11 protein-coding genes are annotated in these 13,949 nt (G+C 55.4%); 3 read left to right on the top strand and 8 right to left on the bottom strand.

Features of this window, described 5'->3' with window-relative positions:
• Positions 1-43: 43 nt before the first annotated feature.
• Complete coding sequence (selO, locus tag ACT9TW_RS14785; protein ID WP_446492844.1) at positions 44-1,486, top strand: protein adenylyltransferase SelO; 1,443 nt, start codon at positions 44-46, stop codon at positions 1,484-1,486.
• Here selO and ACT9TW_RS14790 read toward each other — a convergent pair.
• From ACT9TW_RS14790 to ppsR, 8 genes are all read right to left on the bottom strand, one after another.
• Positions 1,483-2,262 (bottom strand): heme ABC transporter ATP-binding protein, encoded by a 780-nt coding sequence (locus ACT9TW_RS14790; protein ID WP_446492845.1) that lies wholly within the window; start codon positions 2,260-2,262, stop codon positions 1,483-1,485. The two genes, selO and ACT9TW_RS14790, sit on opposite strands and share 4 nt — an antisense overlap.
• The gene (locus tag ACT9TW_RS14795) at positions 2,255-3,247 is read right to left on the bottom strand and encodes a FecCD family ABC transporter permease (protein WP_446492846.1); all 993 of its coding nucleotides are present in this window, start codon (positions 3,245-3,247) and stop codon (positions 2,255-2,257) included. Before ACT9TW_RS14795 ends, ACT9TW_RS14790 begins: the two co-directional genes overlap by 8 nt.
• Complete coding sequence (locus ACT9TW_RS14800) at positions 3,247-4,068, bottom strand: heme/hemin ABC transporter substrate-binding protein (RefSeq protein WP_446492847.1); 822 nt, start codon at positions 4,066-4,068, stop codon at positions 3,247-3,249. Before ACT9TW_RS14800 ends, ACT9TW_RS14795 begins: the two co-directional genes overlap by 1 nt.
• Complete coding sequence (gene chuS, locus ACT9TW_RS14805) at positions 4,065-5,093, bottom strand: hematinate-forming heme oxygenase ChuS (RefSeq protein WP_446492848.1); 1,029 nt, start codon at positions 5,091-5,093, stop codon at positions 4,065-4,067. Before chuS ends, ACT9TW_RS14800 begins: the two co-directional genes overlap by 4 nt.
• A 48-nt stretch (positions 5,094-5,141) precedes the next feature.
• Positions 5,142-7,127 (bottom strand): TonB-dependent hemoglobin/transferrin/lactoferrin family receptor, encoded by a 1,986-nt coding sequence (locus ACT9TW_RS14810; protein ID WP_446492849.1) that lies wholly within the window; start codon positions 7,125-7,127, stop codon positions 5,142-5,144.
• 76 nt (positions 7,128-7,203) lie between these two features.
• Positions 7,204-7,392 (bottom strand): hemin uptake protein HemP, encoded by a 189-nt coding sequence (gene hemP / locus ACT9TW_RS14815; RefSeq protein ID WP_446492850.1) that lies wholly within the window; start codon positions 7,390-7,392, stop codon positions 7,204-7,206.
• Between the two features lie 171 nt (positions 7,393-7,563).
• Positions 7,564-8,610, bottom strand: a complete 1,047-nt coding sequence (gene aroH, locus ACT9TW_RS14820; protein ID WP_446492851.1) for a 3-deoxy-7-phosphoheptulonate synthase AroH — start codon at positions 8,608-8,610, stop codon at positions 7,564-7,566.
• Between the two features lie 152 nt (positions 8,611-8,762).
• Entirely contained in the window at positions 8,763-9,596 is an 834-nt protein-coding gene (gene ppsR / locus ACT9TW_RS14825; RefSeq protein ID WP_014069917.1) for a posphoenolpyruvate synthetase regulatory kinase/phosphorylase PpsR, read from the bottom strand.
• Between the two features lie 337 nt (positions 9,597-9,933).
• Here ppsR and ppsA point away from each other — a divergent pair, with 337 nt between their 5' ends.
• Complete coding sequence (ppsA, locus tag ACT9TW_RS14830; RefSeq protein ID WP_182060723.1) at positions 9,934-12,312, top strand: phosphoenolpyruvate synthase; 2,379 nt, start codon at positions 9,934-9,936, stop codon at positions 12,310-12,312.
• A gap of 236 nt (positions 12,313-12,548) precedes the next feature.
• Complete coding sequence (locus ACT9TW_RS14835; protein WP_446492852.1) at positions 12,549-13,949, top strand: MFS transporter; 1,401 nt, start codon at positions 12,549-12,551, stop codon at positions 13,947-13,949.

Below are 13,949 nucleotides of genomic sequence, written 5' to 3' on the forward strand. Positions count from 1 at the left end.
TTTAAGTCCAGGTAAACCCTCTACACTAAAAGCAGGAGGACTTATGACCCTGTCTTTTACTGCACACTGGCATGACGAGTTGCCCGGCTTTTACACCGCGCTCAATCCAACCCCATTACAAAATGCCCGATTGATCTGGCATAACGACCTGCTTGCCGATACGTTGGGCGTTCCGGCTGCGTTATTCCAGCCTTCCGAAGGTGCTGGCATCTGGGGTGGCGAAACGCTGCTCCCTGGCATGAAACCCCTGGCCCAGGTTTACAGTGGACACCAGTTTGGCGTCTGGGCGGGTCAGTTGGGTGATGGCAGAGGCATTTTGCTGGGTGAACAACAACTTCCCGACGGACAATCATTCGACTGGCATCTGAAAGGTGCGGGTCTTACCCCGTATTCCCGGATGGGGGATGGCCGCGCGGTGCTGCGCTCAACCATTCGCGAATGTCTGGCGTCGGAAGCGATGCACGCGTTGGGGATCCCCACCACACGGGCATTATCAATCGTGACTAGCGACACGCCTGTCGCGCGAGAAACGATGGAGCAGGGGGCGATGTTGATGCGCGTTGCGCAAAGCCACCTGCGTTTTGGCCATTTCGAACATTTCTATTATCGTCGTGAGCCGGACAAGGTCCGCCAGCTTGCTGATTACGCCATTCGCTGCCACTGGCCCGCATTGCAGGACGAGGAGGATAAATACCGCCTCTGGTTCTGTGATGTGGTGGCGCGCACCGCGTCGATGATCGCCCGCTGGCAAAGCGTGGGGTTTGCGCATGGCGTGATGAATACCGATAACATGTCCATCCTGGGGCTGACCTTTGACTATGGCCCGTACGGCTTCCTTGATGATTATCAGCCGGGTTATATCTGTAACCACTCCGATTACCAGGGGCGATACAGCTTCGACAACCAGCCGGCGGTAGGGCTGTGGAATTTGCAGCGCCTTGCGCAATCCTTATCACCGTTTATCGATGTTGATGCCCTCAACGATGCGCTCGATACCTATCAGGAGGTTCTGCTGCGCGAATATGGGGTATTAATGCGCGGGAAACTGGGGCTGGTAACACAAGAGAAGGGCGACAACGACATCCTGAACGGGCTTTTCTCGCTGATGGCGCGTGAGGGCAGTGATTACACCCGTACCTTCCGGATGCTGGGCCAGACGGAGCAGCACAGCAGCGCTTCTGTGCTGCGCGATGAGTTCATCGACCGCCCGGCTTTTGATGACTGGTACCGGCAGTATCGTGAGCGTTTGCAGCGCGATAATGTGGATGATGCAACCCGTCAGGCGCAAATGAATGCGGCTAACCCGGCGATGGTCTTGCGCAACTGGCTAGCGCAGCGGGTGATTGAACAGGCAGAGCAGGGCGAATACGCGGAGCTGCACCGGTTGCACCTGGCGTTGCGTACACCTTTTGCCGACAGGGATGATGATTATGTCAGCCGCCCACCTGACTGGGGCAAGCGGCTGGAAGTCAGTTGCTCAAGCTAAGGGGCGAGAAAAACCTGCGGTGCGTGGTGAGCCGGATGCTTGCCGACGTGAACCTGCGCGCCATACCAGTGCGCCAGCGTGTCGGCCTGCAAGACCAGTTCTGGCGTGCCGTGGGAAACTATCTGCCCGTTATGTAATAACACGACCCGATCCGCCCACAGCGCGGCGAGATTCAGGTCGTGCAGAACAACACAAACGTGTAATTTTCCCCGGCCGGTTAAGGTTTTCAACAGACGCAGCAGGTGCTGCTGGTGGTAAAGATCCAGCGCCGAGGTTGGCTCATCCAGAAACAGCCAGCCGCCTGGCTCGTCGTCACACCACAACTGCGCCAGCGCGCGGGCAAGCTGCACTCGCTGCTGTTCTCCTCCGGACAACGCTGCGAACTGCCGCCCGGTGAGCGGTAAACAACCCGTTATCTGCATCACCTCACGTACAAGCGCTGCTTCAGGATGACGTGTCCAGGGCGCGCGCCCCATTCCCACTACGGCTTCTACAGGCCAGTCAAAGCCAAGCTGTGTCTGCTGTCGCATCACTGCCCGGCGACGCGATAATGTTTCCGGGTGCCATGTGTGAAGGGGTTTTCCGGCCAGTAAGCATTGCCCGCTTGTAGGTTTGAGATAACCCGTGAGCAGGCGCAAAAACGTCGATTTCCCTGCACCGTTAGGGCCAATCAGCGCCACCAGCTCACCCCGGGGTAACGAAAGGGATACGTCATTAATCAGGGTGCGGTGAGGCACGCTGAAGGTGAGATTTTCAGCGCTAAAACAATCAGCCATGCTGGCCTCCCCGACGGAAAATTAGCCACAGGAACCAGGGCGCGCCAAGAATGCTGGTCAGTAGCCCAACCGGCATTTCCGCCGGAGCAACCAGGGTTCGCGCAACCGTATCGGCAATCAACAGTAAAAATGCCCCTGCCAGCGCGGAACCGGGGATCACCGCCCGGTGATCGGCGCCGAGCCACATTCGAATCAGATGCGGCACCACCAGCCCGACAAAGCCGATAACGCCACTGATGGCAACGGCCGCAGCCACCAGCAACGCGCTGCACAGCAGTAAAACGCGCTGAACGACCTTCACATCGACCCCGAGATAATGCGCTTCTTCTTCACCCAGTTGCAGCAGATTGAGCGCAGTCGCAAGACGCCAGATAATCCATACCGTGGGTACCATCAGCGAGGTCACGGCCAGAAGCGTTGACCACTGGGCCTGCCCAAGGCTGCCCATTCCCCACAACGACAGCTGGCGAAGCTGGGCATCGTTACTGATCCAGGAAAGTACCCCCACCGCCGCGCCGCACAGCGCGTTGATGGCAATGCCCACCAGCAGCAGCCGCGACAGTGAGCTTTCCCGCTGCTGACTGAGCAGGAAAATCACCACGGTTGCCGCCAGCGCACCGAGAAATGCCGCGAGCATGGGCGCGTATAACATCACCAGGGCTGGCATCGATAGCGGGATGACCACCCACAGCGCAACGGCCAGCGCAGCACCACTGCTGATCCCAAGCAGACCCGGGTCAGCAAGTGGATTGCGAAAAAGCCCCTGCATCACACAGCCCGACAGCGCCAGCGAACCACCAATCACCAGTGCCAGCAGCACGCGGGGCAGGCGGATGGTAAGCCAGATCTGACGAAGCGCATCATCGCTGTTATTCCACAGCAGGCTTACCGGCAGACGCAACGCGCCAAAACCGGTTGCCAGAAGCGTCATCACCAGTAGTGCCATGGCCAGCATACACAGTGCGAGTGTGATACGCCGGGTCATCAGGGCAGTAGCTCTGCTTTAGTGCGCAACTGCTGAATGGCCTGTGGCGTGCGCACGCTGAAGCCCAGCAGCGCCATATCATCAATAGCCAGCACCTGCTTATTACGCCCTGCCGGTGTTTGCGCCAGACCTGGCAGCTTCCACAGATTCTCTTCACCACCGAGCGCTTTCACGCCGTCTTGCGAAATCACAACCAGATCGGGCTGGCTTGCGATAACCCCTTCCTGAGAGAGTGGCTGATAGCGGGTGAAGCCCTGCATGGCATTCTGCAACCCAGCGGCGCGAATGGCGGTATCGGCCCCGGTCTGTTGCCCTGCCGCCATTGCGGTCATGCCGCCATGGTTGAGGATAAACAGCACACGCGTGTTAAGCGGTGTCGTGGGCAGTGCCGCTAACGCCTGACGCAGCTTGCCGCGCAGGATCTCGCCCTGTGCCTGCTGATGAGTGGCTTGCGCAATCACCCGGACTTTTTCATCAATCACGCTCAGGTCATTGATGCCGGGTACGGTGACGACTTTCACATGGCTTTGTTCGACCTGCTCTAAGGCAAGAGAAGGCTGTGCCTGCGCACTTGCCAGCACCAGCGTCGGGCGCATGGATAAAATCCCTTCGGCATTAAGCTGGCGCAAATACCCCACATCCGGGAGGTCGTTTGCCGCCTGCGGCCACTGGCTGGTACTGTCGCGTGCGACCAGGGATGACTGAGCACCCAGCGCATAGACAATCTCCGTGACATCGCCGCCAAGCGTGATCACTTTCTCAGGCGTGGCAGCAAACGCGACCAGCGGTAAGGTGCTGAGCAGGGCGAACCATTTTTTCATGCGGCCAGCCCTTTTGGTGTCAGGGCATCAATCTGGCTGCGCCACTGGCTTTGCTCTGGCTCACCTTCGGTACGCTGACCATACAGCTGTGCGATTTGCGTGCCGTCGGCGGCAAACAGCTCCAGGCTGGTCACATGGCCGTCAGCGGTAGGTTTGCGGGTCACCCAGGTTTCGGCGATAGTTTCTTCCAGCAGATGCAGGGTAAAGGCCGGATTAAAGATGTTCAGCCAGCCTTTCATCGGCACCCGTTTTTCCACTACGCCGGTGAAAATCTGCACGCAGCCGCGGTTGCCGACAAATACCATAATTTCGTTGCCGTCCTGGTGAGCAGTATCCAGCAGTTGCGCCAGCGCGCGGTTATCGACCTTACACGCCAGGTCGTCACCCACCAGGCGGAAGGCCTGCTGGCGGGACAGATTATGGCGTTTCAGCAGGGTAAAGAACTGATGGACGTCGGTCATGGCGCGCCACTCTTTATCCACGAGAGCACCGTCCGCGTTTTCAGCATGAACAGGCAGTTCTGCGGCTTTCAGTGCCAGAGGTGGGTTATCGGCAAAGATAAAGCGCGTGAGCACATCGCCCCAGGCAGAAACGTCAGTATTGTCGGTGGTGTACACCTTCAGCAGCGCATCGCCCTGATGGTCGAAGAACTGGATGCTCTGACGTTCACCGCGGGCGGTGGTTTCGCTGATATGGAACACGCTCTCCCACTGGTTCAGGAACAGACGTAAATCCAGCGCACGCGGATTCAGCACCAGCCCGGCGTGGCCATTGAGGTGCTGGTTGGTGAAGGTGCCAACCTGCTCGTGAACGGCATATTCGTTGCGGCAGATGCACTTGGTTTCACCCACGGTTTCCAGTGCGCCTAAGATCTCACGAATTTCTCCGTGCAGCCGCCATGTATCATGTCCCACGCGTGCGAAGGTCAGCTCGGCTTCACTGATATTCATCAGGCCTGCGATGTCACGCGCGTACTTACCCGGGTTTTCTTCTTTTAGCTCAAGCCAGCGTGTGTAGTGATTCATTGTCTCTTCCTTTCTTTATAGTTGCCCCGGAGAACCGGGGCGAGGGGATTACCACTGATAACTCACGAAAATCTTACCGTTACGGCCATCCTGCGGGATGCCCTGCGGTGACCAGTACTCTTTATCAAAGGCGTTACCCAGCACCAGCGTGGTGGTTACCCCTTTCAGCTGCTCCTGGCCTTTATAGCTCACGTAGAAATCGTTGACCGCGTAGCCGGGTTGTTTGCTGTAGCTGCTGCTTATATGCGTTGAACGATCAACAAATGTGCCGATCCAGCCCACCGAGAAACCGCTTTGCGCCACCGGGATGTCCAGCTTGCTGGTTACGGTGTCCGGGTTAATGCTGGAGATGTACTCGCCGGTGTCGGTGTCTTTACCGCGTGTACGGTTATAGGCCATATCCAGGCTGAACAGGTCAGCGGAGTATTTCGCCATCACGTCCCAGCCCCAGATTTTGGCGTTTGGCACGTTATAGGACATGGTCGTCGCGGCAGCAAAATCGACGGTGGTTGAGATGTAATCTTTAGCTTTGGTGTCGAAGTAGCTGGCTTTGAACTCCAGCGCATCGCTGGCCAGCATCAGGTTGTCAAAGCGCAGACCAAAACCGTACTCCTGGGTTTCGTTGGTTTCCGGGCGCAGGTTCGGGTTTGGCACCCAGTAGTTAGTGTAGAAACTGCCGATGGAGAAGTGCTTCGCATCGTTGTACATCTCACCCATTGTCGGGGCGCGGAATGCCTGGGCGTAAGAGCCGAACAGCATCAGCCAGTCGGTCGGGCTTACGGTTAACCCCGCGCGGGATGACCACTGGTCGGCATCCACATCGTCATAACCATCACTGCTGCCGCGATAGTTGTCATAACGCGTTCCGCCGAGGATCGTCACAGGCAGGTCACGCAGGGTGATTTCGTCCTGCAACCAACCAGAGCTGAAGTCAATTTTTGCGTCCGGGAAACCGGTGGTTACGCCACCCGGGTTCTGCTCCTGGCGATAGTATTCGCCGCCGTAGGTGAGCAGGTGCGATGCGAAAGTATCAGAGAACAGACGAGTGCGGTTTTCAACCTTGCCGCCTTTGGTGGTTTGCTTGCGGAATTCGCCCGAGCCATCGACGTTCTGGGCATTAATACGCGCTTCCGACCAGTAGACTTTTGCATCGGCATTGAGCCAGTCGTTGCCTTCCGGGGCAATGTTGTAGCCGAGTTGGGCGTCCCGCTGAATGGTGGAACGGTCAGTCATTGGATTGCTGGAATCGCTGGCTTCAGAAGTTTGCGGATTTTTTGGCTCCTGCGCCGCATTGTTGTAGTAGCGCAGCGAGCCGCTCAGTGTCTGGGCGGTGTCGATTTTCCAGCTGCCTTTCGCCAGCATATTGCTGATGGATTCATCGTTTGGTGCGGTCGTGCCGTCGCTCTGGCGAATATCCCCGCGATCGCGGCTTGACCAGGCGACTAAGCCATCCAGGGTATCGGTGCGGCCATAGGCGCTCGCTCCCATCCCGATACTGTGATCGCCTGTCGCCCCTGTCCCGAATACGCGATAACCGCTGTTTTTGCCCTGCTCCAGCAGGTCTTTGGCATCGGCGGTGTCATAGGAAATCACGCCACCCAGCGCACCACTTCCGTACAGCAGGGCAGACGGGCCGCGAACCACTTCAATGCGCTTAATCAACGCCGGATCCAGGAAAGTGCTGTTGAGGTGACCGGTGTCGGTGCCCTGGCGTACACCATCAACCAGCACTAACACACCGCGACGATCGTAACCGCGCAGGTTGACATCCTGGCCGTTGGTACGTCCGGTGCCGTCGAGCGTCAGGCCCGGGACTTTGCGCAGCAGGTCTGCGGCGGAGCTGGCGGTCTGGTTTTCCGGGGCGGTAGCGTCAATCACGCTCACCATCATCGGGGCTTCAAAGGCACTGCGGGCATTACCGGTGGCGGTAACGGTAATATCATCTGCGGCAGCAAACGCGGCGCCCGGCAAGGTGCTGACAATGGCCAGCGCCAGAAGTGATGGACGCAAAGACGCGGAATGCAGGTGTGGCATAGCAACTCTCCATTAAGAATCGAAAGCGCTGGCTGCCTGGGGATCACCTGGGTGGCTGGCGTATTTTTTGAGTAATTTATTTAGTCAGGATCAGTTTTCCGGCATGGGTCTGGCGCAGCAGGTAGTGCTGGCCGTCATGCTCGATAATGACCCGCCCCTCATCACCCAGCAGACTTTTGCTGTCAATACGGCGGTCGTCAGGAGAGGGGGAAGGCGCTGTGTGTGTTTTTACAGGCGTAGCCGGGGTGTTATCCATACGTGGCATAATGTTTACAAATAATAATCAATGTAACAATGATAATCATTATCAACAAAGTCAAAATTCACAGCAAGCCTTTTTGTGAAAAATTTGTGACGGGATCAAATTTGAGGGGAGAAGGGTGCGGTCTGGTGCCCTTCACCCTCTCCCACAGGGAGAGGGTGAAGGGCTATAACATCAAAAACGTGAGTCCACCGCAGCCGCCAGTTTCTCCAGCAGCAGCTCGCTGTCTTCCCAGCTCAGACACGGGTCGGTAATCGACTGGCCGTAAACGATCGGCTGGCCAGCCACCACTTTCTGCGTCCCTTCTTTCAGGAAGCTTTCAGCCATGATCCCGGCCACGGCCGTTGAACCGCTGCGGATCTGCTGACAAACCTCATCGCAGACATCCAGCTGGCGGCGGTGCTGTTTCTGGCAATTGCCGTGGCTGAAGTCCACCACCAGGTGTTCTGGCAGATCAAACTCAGCCAGCGTTTCACAGGCGGCAGCGATATCTTCTGCATGGTAATTCGGCTTTTTGCCACCGCGCATAATGATATGGCCGTACGGATTACCGCTGGTCTGGTAAATGGTCATGTGGCCATTTTTATCCGGCGAGAGGAACATATGGCTGGCGCGGGCCGCGCGGATTGCATCAACCGCGATGCGGGTATTGCCGTCGGTGCCGTTTTTAAACCCAACCGGGCAGGAGAGGGCAGACGCCATTTCGCGGTGGATTTGGCTTTCAGTGGTCCGCGCGCCGATCGCGCCCCAGCTGATAAGGTCGGCAATAAATTGCCCGGTCACCATATCGAGGAATTCGGTCGCGGTAGGGACACCCAGTTCATTGACCTGCAACAGCAGCTTACGCGCCAGCTCAATACCGTGATTCACGCGATAACTGCCGTTCAGGTCGGGGTCTGAAATCAGCCCTTTCCAGCCGACAACGGTGCGTGGTTTTTCAAAGTAGGTACGCATCACGATTTCCAGGCGATGCTGGTGCTTATCACGCAGAACCTGAAGTCGTTTGGCGTAATCCATCGCGGCATCCAGGTCGTGAATGGAGCAAGGGCCGATGATCACCAGAAGACGGCGGTCTTCACCATTCAGGATTTTTTCAATACGACGGCGGGAGGCCGTGACATGTTCCGCAACGTCTGCGGAAACAGGGTGTCGCACCGCCAGCTCAGCCGGGGTAATCAGGCTATCAATACGCGCAGTGCGGAGTTCGTCGGTTTTATTCATGGAATATCTCAGAAAATTTTTGCTTCATCGGCAGACTACCGGGAAGTGATGGGCATCACCTTAAACCAATCCCTGCTGATTTCAAGTTCGGGGCGAAGCCGCCCCGATGATGTGCAGAATGATACCTTAATCTGGATTAATGTACTAGCATATTAGTACATGCGACGATTCAGTCCCATGATATCGAGGATTTTGGTAGCGATTTCTTCTACCGAATAGTTGGTGCTGTTAAGCCACGGGATCTGGTTTTTCCGGTACAGCGCTTCAACTTCTGAGACTTCCATACGGCACTGGCGCATTGAGGCGTAGCGGCTGTTCTCGCGGCGTTCCTCACGGATAGCGGCCAGGCGTTCCGGGTTTATTGTCAGGCCAAACAGCTTATGTTGCAGTGGCTTAAGCGCAGCGGGTAAAACCAGGTTATCCATATCGTCGGCAATAAAGGGGTAGTTTGCCGCGCGGATCCCAAACTGCATGGCCAGGTACAGGCTGGTCGGGGTTTTACCGCAGCGTGATACGCCAAGCAGGATCACCTGCGCCTGATCGAGATTACGCAGGGAGATGCCGTCATCGTGAGCCAGGGTGTAATCAATGGCCGCGATACGGGCATCGTACTTAATCAGGTTTCCGGGGTTAAGGCCGTGGGTGCGGTGGGCAATCGGCGTGGGATCAAGCTTCAGTTCACCCTGCAGCGGGGCTACCAGGGCCTGCACAATGTCCTGACAAAACCCTTCACTTTGCAGAATGATCTGGCGAATTTCCGGGATCACAATGGAATAGAAGACCAGCGGACGCACGCCCGATTGCTGGTAGATGGCGTCAATCTGGTCTTTCACGGCTTTTGCGCGACTTTCATTTTCCACAAACGGCAGTGTGATGCTGTTGATGGAAACCGGGAACTGCGACATGACCGCATGTCCCAGCACTTCGGCGGTAATCGCCGTACCATCAGAAATATAAAAAACGTGGCGATCGACAGCATTATCCATTTTTCTCACCCTGAATATCGGACCTAATTGACTGAAAGCATAAATTAAAAAAGTAAAATACAACAGAGAGGGAATCGTCTTAATTATAAATGAAACGGTATTTTTAATTTTAATGAAAAGTGGATTTCATTTTTTGAAAAACCGATATAAACCGAACATTTTTGTGGGAATCCATTGGAATCATTGGGTTAGAGGTTGATGGGGAAGTGTCCGAAAAAATAAAAAATAAAGTTGCTTACACGATTCACCGTTTTTTTCACGACAACAAATATGCGAGGATAAATACGCATTAAGGTGTTTCTTAATCCCGTTCAAATATCACAAAAGGATTGTTTCGATGTCCAACAATGGCTCGTCACCGCTGGTGCTTTGGTATAACCAACTCGGCATGAATGATGTAGACAGAGTTGGGGGCAAAAATGCCTCCCTTGGTGAAATGATTACTAACCTGTCCGGTATGGGTGTCTCCGTACCGAATGGGTTTGCCACTACCGCCGAAGCGTTTGACCTGTTTCTTGATCAAAGCGGTGTAAACCAGCGCATTTACGAACTGCTGGATAAAACGGATATCGATGATGTTGCTGAGCTTGCGAAAGCCGGCGCACAGATCCGCCAGTGGGTCATCGACACACCTTTCCAGCCGGAGCTGGAAAAAGCGATTCACGACGCGTACGACCAGCTTTCCTCTGACGATGCGCAGGCCTCGTTTGCGGTACGCTCTTCTGCCACTGCAGAAGATATGCCGGATGCCTCCTTCGCCGGTCAGCAGGAAACCTTCCTCAACGTGCAGGGCTACGATGCCGTGCTGGTGGCGGTGAAGCACGTGTTTGCTTCCCTGTTCAACGACCGCGCCATTTCGTATCGCGTGCATCAGGGCTATGACCACCGTGGCGTGGCGCTCTCGGCAGGCATTCAGCGTATGGTGCGCTCTGATGTCGGCTCATCCGGCGTGATGTTCTCCATTGATACCGAATCCGGCTTCGACCAGGTGGTGTTTATCACCTCTGCGTGGGGTCTGGGTGAAATGGTGGTGCAGGGTGCGGTTAACCCCGACGAATTCTACGTGCACAAACCAACCCTTGCGGCAAACCGTCCGTCTATCGTGCGCCGGACCATGGGGTCGAAAAAGATCCGCATGATTTACGCCCCGACTCAGGAGCACGGCAAGCAGGTTAAAATTGAAGACGTGCCGCAGGAACAGCGCGACCGCTTCTCTTTGACCGATGCCGAAGTGCAGGAGCTGGCGAAGCAGGCAGTGCAGATTGAGAAACACTATGGCCGCCCGATGGATATCGAATGGGCCAAAGACGGCAACACCGGCAAGCTATTTATCGTGCAGGCGCGACCGGAAACCGTCCGCTCTCGTGGTCAGGTGATGGAGCGCTATACGCTTCATGCGCAGGGCAAAGTGATTGCTGAAGGTCGTGCCATCGGTCACCGTATTGGTGCAGGCCCGGTGAAAGTTATCCAGGATATCAGCGAGATGAACCGCATTCAGCCGGGTGATGTCCTCGTCACCGACATGACCGACCCGGACTGGGAACCGATCATGAAGAAGGCTGCGGCGATTGTTACCAACCGTGGTGGCCGTACCTGCCATGCGGCGATCATCGCCCGTGAACTGGGTATCCCGGCGGTTGTTGGCTGTGGTGATGCGACCGAACGCATGAAAGATGGCGAGAACGTGACCGTCTCCTGTTCGGAAGGCGATACCGGTTATGTCTATGCCGAGCTGCTGGACTTCAGCGTGAAAAGCTCCAGCGTGGATACCATGCCGGATCTGCCGCTGAAGATCATGATGAACGTGGGTAACCCGGACAGGGCGTTTGACTTCGCCTGCCTGCCAAACGAAGGTGTTGGCCTGGCGCGTCTGGAATTCATCATCAACCGTATGATTGGCGTGCACCCGCGTGCACTGCTGGAGTTCGACGATCAGGACGCGAAACTGCAAAACGAAATTCGCGAAATGATGAAAGGCTACGACTCGCCGAAAGAGTTCTACGTTGGCCGCCTGACCGAAGGGATCGCGACGCTGGGGGCTGCGTTCTATCCGAAACGCGTCATCGTGCGTTTGTCTGACTTCAAATCTAACGAATACGCCAACCTGGTGGGCGGCGAGCGTTATGAGCCAGAAGAAGAGAACCCGATGCTGGGCTTCCGTGGTGCCGGACGTTATGTGTCTGACAGCTTCCGTGACTGCTTCGCGCTGGAGTGCGATGCGGTGAAACGCGTGCGCAACGATATGGGGCTGACCAACGTTGAAATCATGATTCCGTTCGTGCGTACCGTGGCGCAGGCCAAAGCGGTGGTGGAAGAGCTGGCGCGTCAGGGTCTGAAGCGTGGTGAAAACGGACTGAAGCTCATCATGATGTGCGAAATTCCGTCCAACGCCCTGTTGGCTGAGCAGTTCCTGGAGTACTTCGACGGTTTCTCTATCGGTTCAAACGATATGACGCAGCTGACTCTGGGTCTGGACCGCGATTCTGGCGTGGTTTCCGAGCTGTTCGATGAGCGAAATGACGCGGTAAAAGCGCTGCTGTCAATGTCCATCAAGGCGGCGAAGAAACAGGGCAAATACGTCGGGATTTGTGGTCAGGGTCCATCCGACCATGAAGACTTTGCTGCCTGGCTGATGGAAGAGGGGATCGACAGTCTTTCCCTGAACCCGGACACTGTGGTGCAAACCTGGCTGAGCCTGGCCGAACTGAAAAAGTAATGTCGTAATCCCTGTATGCTGAAAGGTGAGGATATTTATCCTCACCTTTTTTATTTCCCCGCTGACATGCTCCCCGTCACAAATAAAGCAAAAAACCAAATATCATAATTTGTCTGTTAATTTAGACAATTGTTAGCGCGCAAAGCGTTGCTAATACTTGAGCCTTAACTGCGCATTGCCCTACATGATGCGCAACTGGTTGAAATACGTTTTAACCTGATAAAAGGCCCATAAAAATGAACATCTCTCCTGTCTTATGTACGAAAGATAAAATAGGTTACGGTTTAGGTGATATGGCCAGCGCGCTGGTCTGGCAAACCGCAACCTTATTTCTTGCCTATTTTTATACGGATGTATTTGGTCTACCGGCTGCAATAATGGGAACCATGTTTTTAGTTGTGCGCGTGGTTGATGCCTTTGTCGATCCCTGTATTGGCGCGCTGGTGGATCGCACGCAAACCCGGCATGGCCGCTTTCGCCCGTGGCTGCTGTGGTTTGCCATTCCTTTTGGCGTGAGTTGCCTGATTACCTTCTATGTTCCCGATGTAGGGGCTACGGCGAAAATCATTTATGCCTGCGTGACTTACACCATCCTGAGTCTTATCTATTCGGCCATTAATGTACCCTATTGCGCGATGCCCGGAGCGCTAACCCTTGACCCGCGTGAACGCCACTCGTTGCAATCCTGGCGCTTTGGTTTGTCCTTTATCGGCGGTCTGATTGTCACGGTAATTGCCCTGCCGCTGGTGGCAAAACTGGGTGATGGCAATGTGCAGAAAGGCTATTTCTACGCCATGAGTTTAATGGGGTTATTGGGCATCGTTTTATTCTTCTGCTGTTTCCTGATGACCCGGGAGCGTTATTCTCCGCGCAGTGATACTTCCGGCTCGATGATTACCGATTTAAAACGCCTGGCGGGAAATAGCCAGTGGCGGATAGTGTTTGTGTTTAATATTTTATTGCTGACCGCAGTGGTTACGCGCGGCTCGGCAACCCTGTATTACGTTAACTATGTATTGTTGCGCCCGGAACTGGTTTTCGCCTTTATTGTTTCCGGTATGGTGGCCTCTCTCAGTGGGGCATTATTGTCTGAACGGTTATTGGGTAAATTCGACCGGGTTCGGGCTTATCAGTGGACGATTATCATCTTCGTTGTATTCGGTGCACTTATTTTCTTCCTGCCGCCGTCACAGGTCTGGCTGATATTCGGCCTGAACATTATCTTCAGCTTTATTCAAAACCTGACCACGCCGCTGCAATGGACCATGTTCTCTGACGTGGTGGACTACGAAGAGCATCGTAGCGGTCGTCGACTGGATGGGCTGGTGTTTTCCACCGCGCTGTTTGCCATCAAATTTGGCCTGGCACTGGGCGGCGCTGTGGTGGGCTGGGTGCTGGGCATCGTGGACTATGTGCCGGGCCAGGCCATACAGGCTCCGCATGTGCTGAGCACCATCAACGCACTCTTTACCCTGATCCCCTGCGCGTTGTTCATTGGTATGGTCGCGCTGCTCACCGTTTACAAACTCAATAGCCGACTGGTTGACACTATTGCCCGCGAACTTGCCAGCAAGCGCCAGGCGCGCCCGGACGCGGAAGCATTCAACCCGGCACTTCATCATGTAATCAAGGAGTAA

This window comes from Enterobacter sp. C4G1 (assembly GCF_052886895.1).